Source organism: Cognatundibacterium oligocarboniphilum (genome assembly GCF_013377855.1).
Lineage (GTDB): Bacteria > Pseudomonadota > Gammaproteobacteria > Burkholderiales > Burkholderiaceae_D > Undibacterium > Undibacterium oligocarboniphilum.
Genome location: NZ_JABXYJ010000007.1, coordinates 1 through 20,757 on the forward strand (window position 1 = coordinate 1; position 20,757 = coordinate 20,757).

A 20,757-nucleotide genomic window follows, 5' to 3' on the forward strand; every position below is an offset into this window, starting at 1 on the left:
TGTCGGAGTCAACCAAGGGCGCGGCGGAATGCACGCTTCATTCGATATTTCCGATCAATGGACGGTAATGGGAGACGAATGGTATCTTGTAAATAAGAAAATATATTAAAATTAGATTGTTAAATATTTCTTATTGGCATCATGATTCCAAATCAAACTCCGGGTTTTTCGCTGATTGAAGTATTAGTTGCTGTGTTTGTACTTGCGCTGGGGATTATTGGCGCAGCCGGCCTCCAACTTGCTGCAGTCAGGACGTCTCAACAAAGCGGATACCAGACTATTGCAGTGGAGTTGGCGAATGAGCTTGCAGATAAAATGCGCTCTAACGATACTCAGATGAAATTGTCTGATGCCGCAAATGTTTTTGCTTCAATTAATTATAATTCAGCAATAGATTCCGACCCTGCCGCACCAACACTTTGCTATACCTCAGCGGCAAATTGTAATGCGACTGACTTAGCAAAAGCCGATATCTATGAATGGCTGGTTCGTGTCAAAAAAACCTTGCCTGCAGGTCGGGTGCTGGTTTGTCGTGATTCTTCGCCTTTTGATAGCTCTAGCAAAGCATTGACTTGGACTTGTACGTCGGATCCGAATGCTGGTTTGACAATCAAGCTGGGTTGGAAAAGCAAAAATCCTGACGGTAGCTTTGTCTTAGCGAATGGCGTTAATCCTCCTAGTGTCGCAGTGACTGTAGAATCTTACGTCAAATAATTATGAAATCAATTCCCGGTATTTTTGCTGACACCCGCGATATTTTCATCGCAAAATATCGTCAGAAAGGTCTGACATTAATTGAATTACTGATCTCGGTTTCAATTGGTTTGTTGGTTGTCTTCGCCGCAACCAGCCTGGTTGTTTCAACCAAAACCCTTTTCGTGACGCAGACCGATGGCAATGATACTCAGGATATTGCCCGGTTTGGTTTGGATAACATTTCCCGTTCACTTCGTCAGGCGGGTTATGTTAACTATGATTTTAATAATTCTCCACAAATTACGCCATCTACTGCCAGTGCGGATCTGAATGGTATGGATGCCAATAGTGTTTCTGCGACATCGACAGATATTTCCTCGCCACTGGGATCATCGGTTAATTTTAGCGATGTATTGGCGGTACGTTTTTTCGGTTCCGGAAATACCGGAAGTGGCGATGGTACGGTGATTAACTGTGCAGGATTTTCAGTTCCAGCTCCGGTTTCATCAAATACCGCCGATCAGGATAGAGGCTGGAGTATTTATTATGTCGCTAACGGGGCAGGTAATGAACCTGAATTATTTTGCAAATACTATAACCCTGTATCAGGTAACTGGAGCGCACAGTCTATCGTCAAAGGCGTGGAATCTTTTCAAGTCTTATATGGCGTTGATACAAGTAATCCAACTGATGGGACCGCGAATAAATTTTTGACGGCAACGGCCATTAATGCACTTGATGCCAACCTGGTATTAACCGGGTCAACCGCTGCGCAACAGGCTCAGGATTTAAATCGCAAAACTTACTGGAAGAAAATTACAGAAGTGAAAGTTGCCATGCTCGTCAGCGGTACGCAGAATTCAAGAGTTGATACAGCGACGACCACATACAATCTGTTCGGCCCTGATTATGCAGCAGCCAATTCCGGTGTTGACAAAGGGACGACTATCAAAGATCAGGATCTTCCTGCTTCCAGGCAAAAACGTGTTCGTAAAGTGTATACGGCAACTGTTTTTATCCGGAATATCTGTAATGTTGACCCCGTCAGGGGGACCTGTCTTCCTCCAAACTGAGTTCGTTATGTTCAACGAAAAATCTATCTCTTTTGACAAATACGTATATCGGTATTTACCTGGAAATCAAAGACAGAAGGGTATTTCCCTGGTTGTATCTTTATTAATGTTGATTGTCGTGCTTGTCCTCAGCATGTCTTTGACAACAATTTCTTTGCAAGGTGAAAAAGCCTCGCGCAATGACCGGGACAGACAGATTGCACTGATGTCGGCGGAGGCAGCGTTAAAAGATGCGGAAATGGATATTGATCCTCAGGTTGCCTTGGCAAACGGACGCAGTAATGTATTTGATGCGACATCAAATCTCTTTTTTGAAGCTGGCTGCGCAAGTGGTGATGGCAATCTGTATCAGGGCATGTGCCTACCTGCGGCTAATGGACAAACACCAGTATGGCTTAGCATTGATTTGTCTAATGATGCTGCTGGTGCCCCTTCTGTTAAATATGGTCGCTTTACCGGACAGACGATGGTGGCCGGGAAAGGGGCTTTCCCGGCCAAATTGCCACGTTACATCATAGAAGCTGTGCAAGATGTAGAGGCCGGAGGGAAAGCTGACGAGCAGACTAAATATTTTTTCCGTATCACTGCAATCGGTTTTGGTCCGAATCCAAATACCCAGGTTGTATTGCAGTCCTTTTATAGAAAAGCTGTCAGATCCTAAGTCATGCGTGTAATGCGCAGATGAATCATCCCTGACCGGAGAGTCAAATTGAATAAATTGTTGAAATCGGTGATTGCCAGTTATCTGATGGTGATGCAAACGTTTGTCTTTGCGGCACCGCCTGTTATATCCCTTTCAAGCACCCCTTTGTATTCTGGGGGAGGCAATGTACATCCCAATTTATTGCTTGATTTATCGGTGGAATTTCCAACCGTTAAGGCTGCATATAACAATTCCAGTGATTACAATAAAACACTGGACTATATTGGCTATTTCAATACCAAAAAATGCTACATGAATGGTGCAGGTCTGAAATTGTTTACCCAGGATGCATATGGTGACCCAATTTCGCGTGCGGTCAGCACTTCTGATATGACGAATGGTTATTTCTATATTGTGAAAGATGCGGACGTTAATCACGAATGCGGAGGAACCGCTTTCAGCGGGAATTTCATGAACTGGGCAGCATCTTCTGCTATTGATATGTTGCGCTTGGCGTTGACTGGCGGCGATCGTTTTATCGATTCCACAACACAGACGGTTTTACAAAGAGCGTTCTTATATAATAGTTTTTATAACAATGGTAGTTATTTTAAGAAAAAAGTTGTTACAGCCAGCTCAACAATGAGTGCTCCATATGGCGTTACGCCATATAACGTGTCAACCCTGTATGTTCTGAATTGTGACAATAAAATTTTATTCAGCGACGTCAATACATCATCTTCCTGCACAACACAGAGAACCTACCCAGACAATATTGCAACGACAGACACTCAGCTCGATACATCGACAGATCGCGTTCTGGGTGAGTTTCTGGTACGTGTTCAGGTCTGTGACAGTATGGAAAATACGACACGCACAGATCTTTGTCTGCAGTATCCAAATGGTACTTATAAACCTGTCGGTAATATGCAGCGTAATCAGAATAGCGTTCGTTATGGTGCTTTCGGCTATTTAATTGACCAGGTGAATACACGTTATGGCGGTGTGCTGAGGGCTCCATTGAAGTATGTCGGGAGTAAGCAATACCGTGCTGCGAATGGCTTTGCTGAAGAAGTCAATGACCGTCCGGAATGGGATGCTAACACAGGGATTTTTGTTGCTAATTCAGAGAATGATGCTACGGGAAACAGTGGTGTTATTAATTATCTCAATAAATTTGGACGCACCGGAAATTACAAGGCTTATGATCCCATCAGTGAGTTGTATTACGAAAGTATCCGTTATTTACAGGGCAGAGCACCGACAGCGAATGCGCTGACCGGTAAGACTGCGGCGATGCAGGATAACTTTCAAGTCCTGTCCACCTGGACTGATCCGATTGAAGCATCCTGTCAGAAGAATTACATCATAGTCATTGGTGACGCGAATACCCATCAGGATACGTTTATTCCAGGGGGAGTCCTGAATGGAAATGGCCGTGGTTTACGTTCTGCGGATGTCGCTTCAGCACAATGGCCGGCATTTGATGTCAAAGCACAGACTGCATTGGTTGCGGCAATGGAATCCTCGTCTTCATCAGGAAATTCTGCGCCTGCGCCTTCTTTGGCGAATATGGCCACGGCATACACCGGCGCGAGTAACGGCACTTTCTATATGGCAGGTGCAGCTTATTGGGCGCATACCAACGATATACGCCTGGACAAGCCTGTTCGTGTCAAAACATTCACTATCGATGTGGATGAAAACGGAAATGGGCTGATTGATAATCCAACCAGAGCTCGTACTGCACCCAGATTGTCACAACTTTATCTGGCCGCAAAATATGGCGGATTTAATGACCTGAATCTGGATCAGAATCCATATAAAACCTTTGATGTTGATGGCAAGACGGTGATCGCCAATAACATTGAATGGGCAAACGGCAATGGTACGGATCCGGATAATTTTTTCCTCGCCAGTAATCCTGCGAAAATGATTGCAGCGATTAATGCTATTTTTCAGAATGTCGCATCGACAGGCGGGACTCTGGCAGGTGTCGGTATTTCATCGACTAGTGCCAGTGATAATCCTTATGTTTATGAACCAGGCTTCAAAGCCGATAAATGGTCGGGCAGTCTGAAAAAAGAATCTGCAACAATCTCTAATCCACCAGCTGTATGGGATGCAGGGGTCATTCTGACAGGGGATCCGGTTGCAAAAATTTCTCCAAATCCTGTTCCTGGCAGCCGCAATATTTACACGTCCAAAATCAGTCTGGACGGTTCACTGGCCTTAGTTCCATTTACCTGGGCAAGTGGAGGAAATTTCAGTGCCAGCGATCAGCTCGCTTTGAATACCGACCCGCATACAGGAACAGTGGATAATTTTGCTTCTGACCGAATAAATTATCTGCGCGGTGATCGCACGCAGGAGCTGAGTAAGGATGCCAATGGTAATCCAGTCGGCAAATTCCGCGCCCGGGATAGTGTTTTGGGGGATATCATCAACAGCGCACCGGTTTATTATGGTGCGCCGGCTAAAAATATTTCTGGCCCTAGCTATTCTGCTTTTTATCAAACTTATGCCAACAGACAGAAGGCAGTCTATGTTGGCTCTAATGACGGGATGCTGCATGCATTTGATGCAGTTAACGGTACAGAACTGTTTTCTTACGTCCCGAATACCCTGATCTCGAAATTAAACAATCTTTCGGATCCTTATTACAACCATCAGTCTTATGTTGATGGCCGGATTACGATCAAAGAAGCGCAGATAAAAGGGAATTGGAAAACTTTACTGGTTTCTGGTTTTGGTGCCGGCAGTAAGGGTTTGTTTGCACTGGATGTTACCAATCCGGCCAATTTTACCGGTGGTTTGGGAGCCTTATGGGAATTCAGCGACAAAATTGATGCCGATATGGGGTACGTGCTTGCACCGCCAATGATCGCCAAATTCCGAACTGGCGGAACGACAGCGAGTCCGACTTACGGGAACTTTGTAATTGTTTCGAGCGGCTACAATAACTATGACTCTAATCCGGTGGCAACCGGACAGGGTGCATTATTCTTATTGTCGCTGGATAAAAATCCGGGTGATCCGTGGGTACTGAATTCCAATTATTTTAAATTGATGACTCCGATTAAAGACCCAACCAGTAAAAATGGACTGGGAGCCCCTAATGTCGCTTATGGCGGTGACGGCGCCGTCAATTATGCGTACGCAGGGGATCTGCAGGGGAACATGTGGCGCTTTAACTTTACCGGGGCGACACTGAATGCGGCCACTATTTCCAGTACACCGGTCTTTACCGCCAAAACATCCACTGGTGTTGTGCAGCCCATTACGGTTCAGCCGCAAATTGTGTTTGCTCCCGGCGGCGGCTACATTCTCTTATTCGGTACCGGAAAATATCTGGAAACTTACGACGTTACTCCGTCAAATTATATGACGAACACGTACTATGCGATTCTCGATACCACATATCCTGCGGATGCCGTAACGGGACGCAGCCAGTTGGAGCCGAGAACCGCCACACCGTCCGGTGCGGGTTTTACGCTGACGGGTAATAGTTTTACGTATGGAACAGCAACCGGAACCAAAAAAGGCTGGTATTTTGACTTTTATAATTCCTTGACAACCGGCGAACGGATTCATCACACTCTGACCGGAACTACTGCGGGTAATTACTTGTTCTTTAATACCTTGATTTTAAGCAGTGATCCATGTTCCGGAGGGAGCGGCCGGAGATACATGGTCGATGTGTTAACCGGTATGAGCACAGACGTGACCGGCACTCTGTCAACTATTGGTCTCCTGACTTCACCGGTTGTATTGAATATTTCGACTACGACTGGCGATAGAAATGCAACCGGCAGCCGCAGGATCACAACAAAAATTACAGTACGGACCGCAGGAACGGGAAACTCTTCCGGCGTGACCAGTGATAATGCGGCGGCGCCAGATGCGGTAACCAGAGCAGGGCGCGTCAGCTGGAGAGAGTTGCAAAATTATCAGGATATGCGCAAAGCTGCTCAGAGCGGACAATAATCAAAATATTGAGGGTATTTATGAGTAAAAATAAAGCACAGGGCTTCACGCTGATTGAATTGCTGATTACTCTGGTTATCGCCGGAATACTCTCGGCGATTGCGTATTCTTCATATAATTCGAGCGTGCTAAAAGCTCGGCGTTCAGAAGCCAAATCGGCATTGATGAAGCTGATGCAGCAGCAGGAGCGCTACTATACACAAAACAACAGTTATATTGTTTTTTCAAATTCATCGACCGATGCTAATGAAATGAAATTTAACTGGTTTTCAGCTGACGCTGCTGCCAGCAGTTTTTATGAGATAAATGGAGCAGCCTGTACCGGAGATACGATTCAGAATTGTGTACTTCTGACTGCCACACCAGGAACGAGCAACGTGAATAGCAATTATAAAGACCCTGTATGCGGTAATTTCACTCTGACCAGTACCGGTGTCAAAGGGTTTTCCGGGACATCTGGCACTAAAGATCAATGCTGGTAATGATGAAAAAGCTGATTGATACGTCTGGAACAAAAGGTTTTTCGTTGACTGAGCTCATGGTTGTCGTCGCTATCGCAGCGATTCTGATGGCGATGGCCGCCCCTGCTTTTAACAGTTTCATCGATAATCAGAAATTGTTGGCAACCGCGACCGAGTTTTATTCGGCAACAAATCTGACGCGGACAGAGGCTATCAAGCGTGGCGGGCAGGTAACGATGGCGGCGAATGACGGGGTTAACTGGAACTCTGGCTGGACCATTTTTGTGGACGCCAATGCCAATGCGATTCCTGATGCCGGTGAGACGATTATCATTATTCATGAGGCAATTCCCGGCAAGATTACGGTAACGAATAATTTTACGGACTCGACAGTGCCTTATGTTTCATATACCGGTAATGGCCGCAGCAGGACGAATGCGAACGGTCAGCAACCACAGGCGGGAACAGCGTCATTTACGTTGGGATCATCGGTGCAGCGTGTGAAACTGAATTTTTTAGGGCGGGCACGGATTTGCAATCCGGCAGTGGATCAGGTGAGTTGTGCCGACACCAATACAGGAAACTGATTCCGCGCATCACTGACGTTAGTCCTGGAATGTAAAGATACGTGGAGTTGACAACTCATCTTGGCAGCAGAGTCTTTATTCAGGTTCTGCTGCTTTCTTGTTTTTCCCGACCTTGTTTTCTACATTGATTTCCTGAATGGCCTCTGCGAATTCGGAGATGTCTTCAAAACTTTTGTAAACGGAAGCAAAACGGATGTAGGCGATTTTATCCAGACGCTTTAACTCCCGCATGACCAGTTCGCCCAGTTGTACCGAGAGAATTTCGCGCTCACCGCTGGAGAGTAATTTTTCTTCTATGCGCTGAATGGCGCCGTCGACAGCTTCCGCCGATACCGGCCGTTTACGAAGTGCCAGCATCAGGCTGGCGCGCAGTTTGGCAGACTCATATTCTGTCCGGCTGCCATTCTTTTTGACAATCACGGGCATCGCCAGCTCTATCCGTTCATAAGTCGTGAACCGCTTATCGCAATGCGCGCAGCGTCGTCGGCGGCGCATGACATTTCCTTCTTCTGAAACCCGGGTATCAATCACCTGAGTATCATCGTGGTGGCAATAGGGACATTTCATAGAATGGTGAGTGAGGGATTCAGATATCAGAACCGAATGATGCGGAACAGGAACAGGTCAGAATGCAAAAATGCTGTCGCGGCACTCTGACCAGTTATCATGCTCAGGCCTGATAAACAGGGAATGCGTCAGTCAGTTTTTTGACTTCCGCTTTCACTTTTTCAATAGTGGCCGGATCATTTGGATTGTCGAGTACGTCAGCAATCAGGTGACCGACCTTGATGGCTTCCGCTTCTTTGAAACCCCGGGTGGTGAACGCTGGACTGCCCAAGCGGATACCGGAAGTGATCATTGGCTTCTGTGGATCGTTAGGGATGCCGTTTTTGTTGCAGGTCATGTGTGCAGAGCCGAGAATTGCTTCTGCTTCTTTGCCTGTCAGACCTTTCGGACGCAGATCGACCAGCATCACGTGCGATTCGGTGCGGCCGGAAACAATGCGCAGGCCGCGTTCGGTCAGCGTGTTGGCCAGTGCTGCTGCATTTTTGACGACCTGTTCCTGATAGGCTTTGAATTCCGGTGACAGCGCTTCTTTGAAGGCAACAGCTTTACCAGCGATGACATGCATCAGCGGACCGCCTTGCAGGCCAGGGAAAATCGCGGAGTTGATTTTCTTGGCAATCGCTTCGTCGTTGCTGAGGATGATGCCGCCGCGCGGGCCGCGCAGGCTCTTGTGGGTAGTCGAGGTGACGACGTCAGCATGCGGAACCGGGTTAGGGTAGACGCCAGCGGCGATCAGGCCGGCATAGTGGGCCATGTCGACCATGAAATAGGCGCCGACTTCTTTGGCGATTTTGGCGAAGCGTTCGAAATCGATACGCAGTGCAAAGGCCGATGCGCCGGCGATGATCAGCTTAGGCTTGGCTTCGCGTGCCAGTTTTTCCATCGCGTCGTAATCGATGTCTTCCTGGGCATTCAGACCGTAAGACACGACATTGAACCATTTACCAGACATATTCAGCGGCATGCCGTGCGTTAAGTGGCCACCTTCGGCCAGGCTCATGCCCATGATGGTGTCGCCCGGATTCAGCAGGGCGAAGAAGACGCCCTGATTCGCTTGCGAGCCGGAGTTTGGCTGTACGTTGGCGAAGTTTGCGCCAAACAACTGTTTCAGGCGGTCGATGGCCAGTTGCTCAACAACGTCCACATATTCGCAACCACCGTAGTAGCGCTTGCCGGGATAGCCTTCAGCGTATTTGTTGGTCAGCTGGGAGCCTTGCGCTTCCATCACGGCCGGCGATGTGTAATTTTCGGAAGCGATCAGTTCGATGTGCTCTTCCTGACGGTGGTTTTCTTGCTGGATGGTCGCAAATATTTCTGGGTCGATATGGGCGAGCGTATGAGTTTTAGCAAACATGGTTTTCCTGATTCCTGTTGAATGATTGAATAAGCTGAACAACGTAAGTTGATTGTATTCTGTGAGGTGTCGCTCGGAATGGTATGACGAATGGCAGCCTCACTGCTTTACCATCAGGCTACCCAGGCGCACGGCTGGAGTCATCCGACTCCGACATCTCACGCTTCCCGATGGATCCCCATCTTTGCCGGAACGGAATTATCCGTTTTCCGGCATTTTCGCCAGTTACGTGAGACAAAATGGTGAGAGGATTTTACGTGATGCGCTATGAATGGGCAAGCAGCGCCTGATGAGAAAGGCTTGACTGAAAGGCAAAAGAATTGCCGGGGAATCGGGGAAAGTGCGCCGCTTCTGAGCAGAGTACGGTGGATCGACGGAAAAGCCCTTAAAATACGGCATCGTCAGTTGTGCAGTATTTGTTTAACTTTTCAGCAGAGGGCAGACATGATTGTATTGATTACAGGGGCAAGCTCAGGGTTTGGTGAGGAAATGGCGCGGAAATTCGTGCACGAAGGGCATTGGGTGATTGCTGCCGCACGCCGGATTGAGCGTCTGAGCGCATTACAGACCGAACTGGGCGCACATCTGCTCCCGGTCAGTATGGATGTGACGCAGAAGTCTTCCATCATAAACGCGTTGTCTGGATTGCCGGCAGACTGGCAGCCGGTGGATGTGCTTATCAATAACGCTGGTCTGGCACTGGGTACCGAGCCTGCGCATCTGGCTTCGCAGGATGAATGGGATACCATGATCGATACCAATACCAAAGGACTGGTGACGGTGACCCGTGCCATTTTGCCGGGTATGGTCGCGCGCAACAGCGGTATGATTATCAATATCGGTTCGATTGCTGGTTCAACCCCGTATCCTGGTGGCAATGTGTATGGCGCCACCAAGGCATTTGTCGATCAGTTCACCCGTAATCTGCGGGCGGATATGGCAGGTACCAATGTGCGCACCACCAACATTGCGCCGGGACTGTGCGGCGGCACCGAGTTTTCCAATGTCCGTTTCCGCGGCGATGACGGTGCGGCAGCCAAGGTGTATGAGGGAACGGTGCCGTTAACGGCCACCGATATCGCAGAAACAGCGTACTGGATTGCGACATTGCCGCCGCATGTGAATATTAATTACATTGAAATGATGCCGACCTGTCAGGGTTTCGGACCGTTGAACATCAAACGTCAGCCGGCCTGACGCTGATCCACAGTCTTTAGATACTGGGGGGAGTATTTTTAATGCTCCTTTATTTTCAAGGACTACAGGCTGAAATGGCCATATACTCCCCCGGAAATGAATATAATGCAGAACACATTTAATTGGAATGTCCGGGTCTATTACGAAGATACGGATGCCGGCGGCATCGTGTTTTACGCGAATTACCTGAAATTTTTTGAGCGTGCCCGTACCGAATGGCTGCGGGCGACCGGGGTGCATCAGCAGGCTTTGGCGGAAACGGCAGGCGTGATGTTTGTCGTCAAAGCAAGCTCAGTCGAGTATCATGCTCCCGCAAGGCTTGATGATGAACTCCGTATCACCGTGACGGTCGAAAAGCTGGGGCGTGCATCCGTGCAGTTTGTACAGGAAGCCTGGTGCGGCGATCGCTTGCTGACCCGTGGAAAGATCAAGGTCGGCTGCGTCGGTACCAGCAGCCTGCGTCCGACACCGATGCCGGAAGAGGTATTGGAAAAAATGTCGGCATTCAAGCCGCTTTAATGTCTGACCGCTATCGATGCGGCAGCCTTTGTCATGGTTGTCTGCACTGACAGGGCACAGGCCTCTTGCATGCGAACCAGTTGACCGGCAGGCTTGTTGAAAAACATGCGATACGGCCATCCTGCTTAATTTTTTTGTCGTGATTGAACTGATTTATGATGACTGTTACCCAAGACCTTTCCTTTGTGAGTCTGATTGCCAATGCCTCTGTGCTGGTGCAGCTCGTGTTGTTGTTGTTAATCGGCGTTTCCCTGACAAGCTGGACCTATATTTTCAATAAAATGTTTACCATCCGCAAAGCCCGCTCACAGACCGAGATTTTCGAGCGGAATTTCTGGTCCGGCGGCAATCTGGTGGAGCTGTATCAGGAAGCCAGCCAGAATCGTCGCACCGGGCGCGATAAGGCGGGCTCGCTGGAACGTATTTTTGAAGCCGGGATGAGCGAATATCACAAAGTCAAAAATGCGAATAAGGCCTCGCTGGATGCCGGTGCGATGCTCGATGGTGCGCGCCGCGCGATGCGAGCTGCTTATCAGCGGGAAATGGATATGCTGGAATCGCATCTGTCGTTTCTTGCTTCCGTCGGCTCGGTGTCGCCCTATATTGGTTTGTTTGGTACCGTCTGGGGCATCATGAATGCGTTTCGCGGACTGGCCAATGTGCAGCAGGCGACACTGGCGGCGGTTGCGCCGGGTATTGCAGAGGCGCTGATTGCCACGGCGATCGGCCTGTTTGCTGCGATTCCGGCGGTGCTGGCGTATAACCGTTATTCGCACGATATTGACCGTCTGGCGATCCGGTTTGAAACCTTCATTGAAGAGTTTTCCAATATTCTTCAGCGCCAGTCCCGATAAGTACAGGGAATCAGTATGAGTTACCTGCGTGGCGAACGTAAACGCAAATTCAAGGCAGAAATCAACGTCGTCCCCTATATCGACGTGATGCTGGTGCTGCTGATTATTTTCATGGTGGCATCTCCCATGACCAATCCCAGCGTGATTAATCTGCCGACGGCAGGGCAGTCTACCCAGCCGCCATCCGACTACATTGAAATCACGCTGAAACCCGATGCCAATGCCACCATCAGCCTGAACAGCCGGAATGGCGCGAATGGACATAATCTGCAGGAAGGCAAGGAAGAAGCGCGCAACCGCCAGCAATTGTTGCAAAAGCTGCGGGAATACCACGATGCCAAACCGGATTTGTCGGTGCTGGTGTCTGCCGATAAAGGCATCGTCTATGATGAAGTGGTGCAGGTGATTTCCGAAGCCAAAAAACTGGGAATCAATCGAGTGGGTTTGGCGACCCGATAAATCAGGATGACGATCAGACAGTGTTCATTGCCTTTGCTGTTGAGCATGTTGCTGGTGGGGTGGTGTGCTCCTGTTCGTTCGCTTACTGCGCAGACTGTTCCCGCTGCGCAGGAACATCAAAGCACTGAAACTCCCCCAGCAGCTGAAACCACGCATCCTGATGACGTAATTACCGACCCCGAGAGCATCGTGCGCAGTACCAGCGGGCGGTTTGCATTACAGGCTGAGTCTGCCGGCTGGGCAGCGCTGCTGCGTGAGCATATTGCCGAATTTTCGCCTGGCGCTGAAGCCCAGAATATCACGCCATCCCTGATCCGGCGTCTGCGCCAGGACATCAGCGGCATTCTGGCGACCGAAGGATATTTTTCGCCGCAGATCGAGTTCAGAAACCTGGAGGAAACGACTGCACCGGCCGTCGCTCAGGGGACGGCAGGGAATGCGCCAAAGCTGATTCAGGTGACGGTCAGCCCCGGCCCCAGGACCATCATCGCTGAAGTCGGAATTCATTTTCAGGGCGCGCTGGCGTCAACGGAGCCACTTGCGCAGGAACGCCAGCAGCGGCTGATCCATGAATGGGGGCTGACCAAGGGGCAGCCATTCAGGGAGGACGACTGGAGCGAAGCAAAAAACCAGTTGCTCGAAAGCCTGCGCGCCGATACGTATGCCGCCGCACGTATAGCAGACAGCGCGGCGAATGTGGATGCCGATCAGCAGCGTGCTGTACTGGCGCTGGAAGTCGACAGCGGCCCGGTCTTCCGGTTGGGAGAGCTGCGTGTCAACGGTCTCAAGCGTTATCCTTCCTGGCTGCTGTCGCGGTATCAGCCGCCGGTGCCGGGGGAACTGTATTCGCGCGCGCGCTTGCTGGAGTTTCAGCGTAATTTGCAGAACTCGCCTTATTTTGGAACCGTTGCTGTGTCGATTGATGCCGATCCGGAGCAGGCTTTTGCGATACCGGTGGATGTCAGCGTGGTCGAGCGCAGGGCGCGCGACCTGAGTTTCGGCGTCGGTTATAGCAGCAATACCGGATTTCGCGGAGAAGTGGCCTACCGTGACCGCGATATTCTGGAAAAGGCCTGGGATTTGCGCAGTGCGATCCGGATCGAGCAAAAGCGGCAGCTGGGGTATGCCGATATTTATTTGCCGCCGCATGATAATCAGCTTGATTCTTTCGGTGTGATTGCCGATCGTCAGGATGTGTCGGGCGTGCTATCGCTACGCAATGCCGTCGGTATCAAGCGCACCAGTCATCGCGGTTTACTGGAACAAAGGCTGGCGCTGAAACTGATCCGCGAACGTAAAACCGTCGAAGGAGAACCGCAGGAAATCAGCAAGGCGCTGGTCGCCAGCATAGGCTGGACCTGGCGCGATGTGGATGATGCGTTTGCGCCGCGGCGGGGAGAGATCTATCAGCTTGATCTCGATATCTCTGACAAGGCGCTGTTTTCCGATCAGCGTTTCATTCGCGGCTATGGCAAATACCAGCGCTGGGTTCCGGTCGGCAAGACTGACAGCGTGATTTTGCGGGCTGAGGCCGGTCAGGTTTTTGCGCAGGGCGATGCCGGTATTCCGGAAGATTACCTGTTTCGTACCGGCGGCAGCACGACGGTACGCGGCTACGCTTATCAGAGTCTGGGTATCCAGCATCTGAATGCAGTGACTGGCGGCCGCGTGATGGGTGTGGCCAGTGCGGAATATGTGCACTGGCTCAACAGCACCTGGGGTGCGGCGACTTTTGTCGATGTCGGCGATGCGGCGGAAACCTGGCGCGATTTCAGCCTGCGGCAGGCAATCGGTATCGGAGGCCGTTACCGCACACCGGCGGGCCCGATTGCGCTCGATATGGCGTATGGACGGCAGTCGAAGCGGGTCCGGCTGGATTTTTCTATTGCCATCGCATTCTGATATGACGCAAGCTGATCACAACGGAGTTGCACCATTGCCCCCTGAGCACAGCAGCGGGCAGGATGATGTACCTGAACCTGTACCCGTTACGGTGAAACGCGGACCGCTGAAATGGCTACGCTGGCTGCTCGCCGGCGCGGCTGCATTGCTGTTGGCGGCTGTGCTGCTGATTGGGTGGGCGGTTAAATCAGAAAGCGGCACCCGGGTCTTTTTCGCTGTGCTGGGTCAGCTTACTGCGGGCAACATACAGACCAGCGGTGTGCGGGGGACGCTCAGTCACGCACTGGAAATGGATCAGCTCCGCTACCGTGATGCCAGTACCGACGTGCAGGCCAGCGGCGTGCAGTTAGCGTGGCAACCGCAGGCGCTATGGCGGCGCGAACTGGTGTTTGAACGTTTACACATCAGCCATCTGCAGATTGCCACCTTGTCCAGTAACACGCCGGTCAGCCTGCCGCAACAGCTGACGTTACCGCTTTCCCTGAATGCCGCCGATCTGGCTGTGGGACGCCTGCAGATCGCGGACATGCTGGCAGACCGACAGCAAAAAGAATTACTTGCCCTGACTGCCTTACAAGGACAGCTGACGTATCACCAGAACCAGTATCAGGCCCAGTTGCGCCTGAATTCACCATGGGGAAAACTGGAAACCGGCACTGTCAGTCTGTCGGGGACGCGACCATTTGACCTTCGCGGCAATGCCCGTCTGCAAGGGCGGATGCTCAAGGATATTCCGCCGGTGTCGGCACAACTGCAGGTCAGCGGAGATCTCACGGCATTGCAACTGGCATTACAGGCCGAGTTGCAGCAGTCTCCAGCCGGCACAACCGCGACAACGACCACAAGCGCTGCACAGCGATTAAGCGGCACCGCCAGTGCGCGGCTGGCGCCCTTTGAAACACACATTATCCGGCAGGCGCAGATCGATATCCGGCATCTGAATCCGGCGGACTGGTCCGCCCAGGCACCGCAGGCCGATTTACGGATCCTGGCAGACCTGCAGCCGGAGACGATCATGACACCTCCCGCCGCGCCAAATAAAAATCCGGTCCAGAAAACAGCCGCAGCAGTAGCCGGACAGATCCGCATTACTAATGGCAATCCCGGTACACTGGACCGGCATGCCTTGCCACTGGAAAGCCTGCAATCCAGCCTGCTGTGGCGCGATGATCTGCTCGATATTCGTGACCTGAAGCTACGGCTGGCCCATCAGGGCGAAGTGCAGGGTGGTGGGAAAATCGAGTTCAGCAACAGCAGTTTCCGGGCCGAAGCCCGGCTGAAACTGACGAATGTCGATCTGAAAGTCCTGCATCCGGCATTGCGCAGTACGCATATTCAGGGGGAGCTTAGCCTCCGGACAGATGCACAGCAGGTCATGCAGCTGTCCACCCAGCTCAAGGATGCACTGGCCGTGCTGAAAGCCGATGCCGGTTATGATATCCGCCAGCAGTTACTGACGCTGTCCAGTTTGCATTTGCAGGCCGGACAGGCGCAGCTGGAAGGGAAAGGAACGCTGGCATTGCACGGTGAGCAGGCGTTTCACTTCGCCGGCAATCTGGGGCATTTCAATCCGGCGTACTGGGCGGATACCGAAGCCGGTGAGCTGCATGCCGGAATCCGGGTCGACGGCCGACTGGCACCCGATGTCCAGCTGCAGGTCGAATTACCGCAATTGCAGGGACAGTACGCCGGACAGCCGGTGCAGGCCGAGGCTGAATTCACGTGGAAGCACGAGCAGTTGCGGATAACCCGGCTCGATCTGCGCTGGGGCGATAATCACCTGAGTGGTCACGGGCTTGTCGGCACGCCCGGCGACAGCCTGCAGTTAGCGCTCGAAGCACATGATCTGAGCGCCTTCAATCCGTTATTGCGCAGCCAGCAGCTGGCGCTGCGCGGCAGGCTGGATGCCGCGCTGGAACTGCAGGGGCGTTTCCGCGATCTGGCGGGACAGGTAACGCTGAACGGCAGTCAGCTCGGTATCGTCCGTCAGCAAAAAAATTATACGGCCGCTAGCCTGAATGGCAAATTACAGCTTGCCGGTGGCGACGCCGGTCTGGTTGCCGGTGAACTGACTATGCAGCAATTGGGAGGCGACTTTCCCGGCTCTGCCGATGCCGATCCGCTGTCGTCTGGTAAGGCAGTGAAGATCAGCCAGCTGCAATTGCAGCTGAGCGGCAAAAAAGACGATCACCGCCTGAGCGCCCGGATGACTTTTCCCGGCAAACAGCAATTCAGCGCTGCATTACAGGGGGCACTCAATATCGGCAGTACCGGCGGCGGTGCCACCTTAAGCCGTACAAATCAGCGCAGCTCCGTACCGGGTGCCGGGTGGGATTGGCACGGAGAATTGCAGACGCTGACACTCAGCGGCAAGGCCGATGCTCGCCTGATAGCGCCTGCTGCCTTGCAGATCAATGCGCAGACTTTCCGTATCGGGAAACTGCAGCTGCAAAGTGCTTTGGGCGCACTCAGCGTGGATCAGCTGGAGTGGGTCAACGGACAACTGATGACGCAGGGTACTGTCAGTAATGCACGCGTGCTGGAGCTGGTCAATCTGCTGCGTCCGCAGTATGCCGTGACCGGCAATCTGATCCTGAATGCGGCATGGAATCTGCAACTGAAAGACACTGCGCGTGGCGATATTTCGATTCAGCGCGAGGGGGGCGACCTGCGCTTGAATGATCCGGATGGTACGGCTACTGCGATCCCGCTGGGAATCCGTGATGCTCAGCTGAAAATCCATCTTGGCGGTCTGGTGGCAGGGACCGATGGCGAGCGCATCAGTCTGCAGATGAGCGCCGATGGCAGCCGTCTGGGGCAATGGCAGATCAAGGCTGATTCCTGGCTACATCAGGCGCAGGGACAATGGCAATTACCGCCGGAGGCAGCGCTGAATGGCCAGGTCAGTGCCGCGATTCCCGATCTGGAATGGCTGGGGCCTTTGCTGAATCCCGGGCTGGTGCTGAAAGGAAAACTGAATCTGGATGCGCAGTTGAGCGGCAATCTGGACAAGCCGCGTTACCGGGCAGCGGTCAGCGGACGCGAACTGGAAGTGGCGTTTGCTTCCGAAGGTCTGCTGCTGCCGAATGGCACGCTCGATGCGCAGCTCGAAGACACGCACCTGACCTTGAATCAGCTGCAGTTTTCCAATGTGGTGACGATGTTGCCGCAACATGCCCAGTTCAAAGGTGTGGAGATGGTCGGCAAGCGCGGCTTGTTCACGGCCAGCGGCGAGGTGGATATCGGCAAGGAAACCGGCGCCATTCAGGCGCAGTGGCAGCAATTTCCGCTGTTGCAGCGCAAGGACCGCTGGCTGATTGTGTCGGGGCAGGCCAGCATTGTAGAAGCTAATCATATCTGGAGCCTGACTGGCGGCGTGAAAGCCGACGGGGCTTATTTCAGATTGCCGAAATTACCGCCCCCCGGCCTGTCCGGCGATGTGACTGTAACACGCAAACATGAACGGCCGGATAACCGCACTGCCAGCGACAGTAGCGCGCGCAAGGGATTGAAAACGCGGGTCGATGTGAGCTTCGAGATGGGGCCGCGCTTTGTGTTTGTCGGACGTGGACTCGATACCGGTCTGGAAGGCAGTCTGCGCCTGCGCTCGGTCGATGGCAGCCCCTTGCAGGCGACCGGTTCCATCAACACGGTGCGCGGTGTGTATGAAGGTTACGGGCAACAACTGGCGATTGAACGCGGCATCCTGAATTTCCAGGGGCCACCTGCTAATCCCGGCCTGAATATCCGCGCCCTGCGGCAAGGACTGGCCGTCGAGGCCGGGGTGGAGGTAGTCGGAACCGTTGTCGCGCCGCAGGTGCGACTGGTATCGGAGCCGGCAGTGCCGGATGCAGAAAAGCTCTCCTGGCTGGTACTGGGGCGCGGGTCGGATCAGTTGGCGGGCGGTGATGCCTCGCTGCTGATGTCTGCCGCCACAGCGATTTTTGGCGGTGACGGTAGCCGCAACGTGCCGCGCGATATTGTACAGGGACTGGGTTTTGACGAATTTTCGATCGGATCTGCCGGACGCAGCAGCGCTTCGCATGTGCCGGGGCAAACTGTCGCCGGAACCACCGGCGTGTCCAGCAGCACTTCCAGCAGCGATCAGGTCATCAGCGTGGGAAAACGCCTGATGCCGGGGCTGGTGTTGTCGGTTGAACGCGGTCTGGGTGATGCCAGCGGTGCGATACGCCTCAGTTGGCAGCTGACGCGTCGCATTACCGTGGTCGGGCGCACCGGGAGTGAATCGGCAGTCGATGTCACGTACACTTTCTCTTTCAATTAAATCAGAGCTGAGTCCGCAATCGGCCTACTCTGTATGCAGGCAGTATTTGCGCCGGATGAAAGACGGGAGACAGCGCCTCATCCGGTAGCCAGCACATTACCCGTAGATGCACGGCCGCCGCGCCAGCGGGACTGGTTTTTATTTTGGTTTATTAATATGTAGTTCGACTTAATTTTCTTCTTAAATGATATTTGACATATTAAAGCAAGCAATGCAAGCTGATGCTTTCTCATTTTTCCCGGCCAGCCTGCGCTGACCATTTTCAGGAGTGAATCATGCCGCAATATCGTTCCCGGACTACTACCCATGGCCGCAATATGGCTGGTGCGCGTGCCCTATGGCGTGCCACCGGCATGACAGATGGCGATTTTGATAAGCCGATCATTGCTGTGGTGAATTCGTTCACCCAGTTTGTGCCGGGGCATGTGCACCTGAAGGATCTGGGGCAGATGGTAGCCCGCGAGATCGAAGCGGCAGGCGGTGTGGCCAAGGAATTCAATACCATTGCCGTGGATGACGGCATTGCGATGGGACACGGGGGGATGCTGTACTCCCTGCCTTCGCGCGAACTGATTGCCGATTCCGTGGAATACATGGTTAATGCGCACTGTGCCGATGCGATGGTCTGTATCTCGAATTGCGACAAGATCACGCCTGGTATGCTGATGGCGGCGATGCGGCTGAATATCCCGGTGGTGTTTGTGTCCGGCGGGCCGATGGAAGCCGGAAAAGTGCTGGAAACCCTGCATCCGAAACAAGGCGGCGAACAGAAAATCATGAAAATTGATCTGGTCGATGCCATGATCAAGGCTGCCGACGACAAAGTCAGCGATGAAGAAATCGGCCGGATTGAACGCTCTGCCTGCCCGACCTGCGGTTCCTGTTCCGGCATGTTTACCGCAAACTCGATGAATTGCCTGACCGAAGCGCTGGGCTTGTCTTTGCCGGGCAACGGCACGATTCTGGCGACCCATGCCGACCGCAAGGAGCTGTTCCTGCGCGCTGGTCGTCTCGTCGTGGAACTCGCCAAACGGTATTACGAACAGGATGATGATTCCATCCTGCCGCGCAGCATCGCCAGCAAGGCGACTTTTGAAAACGCCATGGCGCTGGACGTGTCGATGGGCGGCTCCACCAACACCGTGCTGCACCTGCTGGCTGCCGCGCATGAAGCCGGTGTGGATTTCAGCATGGCAGATATTGACCGCATTTCCCGCAAAGTTCCCTGCCTGTGCAAAGTGGCGCCGATGACGGACAAATACCATATCGAAGACGTGCATCGCGCGGGCGGCATCATCGCGATTCTGGGAGAACTGGCGCGCGCCGGCCTGCTCGACACCAGCCGCCCCACAGTGCACAGCGCTTCACTGGCCGAAGCGATTGCCCGTAACGACATCATGGTCAGTCAGGACGCCGCAGTGCGCACCCTGTTCCTGGCAGCGCCGGGCGGTGTGCCGACGCAACAGGCGTTCTCGCAGGCGAAACGTTTTGACTCGCTCGATACCGACCGGTCCGGCGGCTGCATCCGTGAACGCGCCCATGCTTATTCGCAGGACGGTGGTCTGGCCGTGCTGTATGGCAATCTGGCTGAAAAAGGCTGTATCGTGAAAACTGCCGGTGTCGATGAAAGTATTTTGAAATTTACCGGTAAAGCACGCGTATTCGAGAGTCAGGATGCCGCAGTCGAAGGCATTCTGGGCGACACTGTGCATGAAGGCGACGTGGTGATTATCCGCTACGAAGGGCCGAAAGGCGGGCCAGGCATGCAGGAGATGCTGTATCCGACGTCTTACATCAAATCCAAAGGCCTCGGCAAAGCCTGCGCCCTGTTCACCGACGGGCGTTTTTCCGGCGGCTCATCCGGACTGGTGATTGGTCATGCCTCGCCGGAAGCCGCCGAAGGCGGCACCATCGGTCTGGTGGAAGAGGGCGATATCATCGAGATCGATATCCCAGCACGCACCATCCACCTGCAAGTCAGTCAGGATGAACTCGCACAACGCCGTGCCGCGATGGAGGCACGCGGTGCTGATGCCTGGCAACCAGTGAACCGTGAGCGCGTGGTATCGCAGGCGTTGCAGGCGTATGCGGCGCTGGCAACCTCGGCAGACCGTGGCGCGGTGCGTGACATTTCCCAGCTGCGTCGCAAATAAGCAGTGAAATAACAACAAGG

Annotated in this window: 15 protein-coding genes and 1 riboswitch; of the genes, 13 read left to right on the forward strand and 2 right to left on the reverse strand. The window is 52.8% G+C overall.

The features are described 5' to 3' along the window. Window positions 1-141 precede the first annotated feature (141 nt). Genes pilV through HV832_RS13170 form a run of 6 tightly spaced genes read left to right on the forward strand, consistent with a single transcriptional unit; the run spans window position 142 to window position 7,447 of the window. Window positions 142-714 carry a type IV pilus modification protein PilV gene (pilV, locus tag HV832_RS13145; protein ID WP_176804318.1) on the forward strand — a complete coding sequence of 191 codons (573 nt, stop codon included), beginning with the start codon at window positions 142-144 and terminating at the stop codon, window positions 712-714. Window positions 715-716: 2 nt separating this feature from the next. Next, window positions 717-1,769 (forward strand): PilW family protein, encoded by a 1,053-nt coding sequence (locus HV832_RS13150; RefSeq protein WP_176804319.1) that lies wholly within the window; start codon window positions 717-719, stop codon window positions 1,767-1,769. Between the two features lie 7 nt (window positions 1,770-1,776). After that, entirely contained in the window at window positions 1,777-2,430 is a 654-nt protein-coding gene (locus HV832_RS13155) for a pilus assembly PilX family protein (RefSeq protein WP_176804320.1), read from the forward strand. Window positions 2,431-2,478: 48 nt separating this feature from the next. Beyond that, a complete protein-coding gene (locus HV832_RS13160) occupies window positions 2,479-6,399 on the forward strand; it encodes a pilus assembly protein (RefSeq protein ID WP_176804321.1) in 3,921 nt (1,306 codons plus the stop codon). A 20-nt stretch (window positions 6,400-6,419) separates the two neighbouring features. Then, window positions 6,420-6,881 carry a type IV pilin protein gene (locus HV832_RS13165; protein WP_176804322.1) on the forward strand — a complete coding sequence of 154 codons (462 nt, stop codon included), beginning with the start codon at window positions 6,420-6,422 and terminating at the stop codon, window positions 6,879-6,881. Next, on the forward strand, window positions 6,881-7,447 hold the full coding sequence (locus HV832_RS13170) for a GspH/FimT family pseudopilin (protein ID WP_223827334.1): 567 nt from the start codon (window positions 6,881-6,883) through the stop codon (window positions 7,445-7,447). Before HV832_RS13165 ends, HV832_RS13170 begins: the two co-directional genes overlap by 1 nt. Window positions 7,448-7,522: 75 nt before the next feature. Here the strand turns inward: HV832_RS13170 and nrdR are convergent, their stop codons facing one another. Together nrdR and glyA are read right to left on the reverse strand one after the other, a co-directional pair. Beyond that, entirely contained in the window at window positions 7,523-8,014 is a 492-nt protein-coding gene (nrdR, locus tag HV832_RS13175) for a transcriptional regulator NrdR (RefSeq protein ID WP_176804323.1), read from the reverse strand. A gap of 103 nt (window positions 8,015-8,117) precedes the next feature. Next, entirely contained in the window at window positions 8,118-9,368 is a 1,251-nt protein-coding gene (glyA, locus tag HV832_RS13180; protein ID WP_176804324.1) for a serine hydroxymethyltransferase, read from the reverse strand. A gap of 113 nt (window positions 9,369-9,481) precedes the next feature. Further along, a riboswitch (ZMP/ZTP riboswitch) is annotated at window positions 9,482-9,607 on the reverse strand. Between the two features lie 205 nt (window positions 9,608-9,812). Between glyA and HV832_RS13185 the strand changes: the two genes are divergently transcribed. The 7 genes from HV832_RS13185 (at window position 9,813) to ilvD (ending at window position 20,737) form a co-directional block, all read left to right on the forward strand. Continuing rightward, window positions 9,813-10,565, forward strand: a complete 753-nt coding sequence (locus HV832_RS13185) for an SDR family oxidoreductase (RefSeq protein WP_176804325.1) — start codon at window positions 9,813-9,815, stop codon at window positions 10,563-10,565. 105 nt (window positions 10,566-10,670) lie between these two features. Then, on the forward strand, window positions 10,671-11,084 hold the full coding sequence (gene ybgC, locus HV832_RS13190; protein ID WP_176804326.1) for a tol-pal system-associated acyl-CoA thioesterase: 414 nt from the start codon (window positions 10,671-10,673) through the stop codon (window positions 11,082-11,084). Between the two features lie 158 nt (window positions 11,085-11,242). Next, the gene (tolQ, locus tag HV832_RS13195; protein WP_176804419.1) at window positions 11,243-11,938 is read left to right on the forward strand and encodes a protein TolQ; all 696 of its coding nucleotides are present in this window, start codon (window positions 11,243-11,245) and stop codon (window positions 11,936-11,938) included. A gap of 15 nt (window positions 11,939-11,953) precedes the next feature. After that, complete coding sequence (locus HV832_RS13200) at window positions 11,954-12,397, forward strand: ExbD/TolR family protein (RefSeq protein WP_218132046.1); 444 nt, start codon at window positions 11,954-11,956, stop codon at window positions 12,395-12,397. A 6-nt stretch (window positions 12,398-12,403) separates the two neighbouring features. Beyond that, window positions 12,404-14,299, forward strand: a complete 1,896-nt coding sequence (locus HV832_RS13205) for an autotransporter assembly complex protein TamA (RefSeq protein ID WP_176804327.1) — start codon at window positions 12,404-12,406, stop codon at window positions 14,297-14,299. 1 nt (window position 14,300) lies between these two features. Further along, window positions 14,301-18,584 carry a translocation/assembly module TamB domain-containing protein gene (locus HV832_RS13210; protein ID WP_176804328.1) on the forward strand — a complete coding sequence of 1,428 codons (4,284 nt, stop codon included), beginning with the start codon at window positions 14,301-14,303 and terminating at the stop codon, window positions 18,582-18,584. 275 nt (window positions 18,585-18,859) lie between these two features. Further along, the gene (ilvD, locus tag HV832_RS13215) at window positions 18,860-20,737 is read left to right on the forward strand and encodes a dihydroxy-acid dehydratase (RefSeq protein ID WP_176804329.1); all 1,878 of its coding nucleotides are present in this window, start codon (window positions 18,860-18,862) and stop codon (window positions 20,735-20,737) included. Window positions 20,738-20,757: the final 20 nt, after the last annotated feature.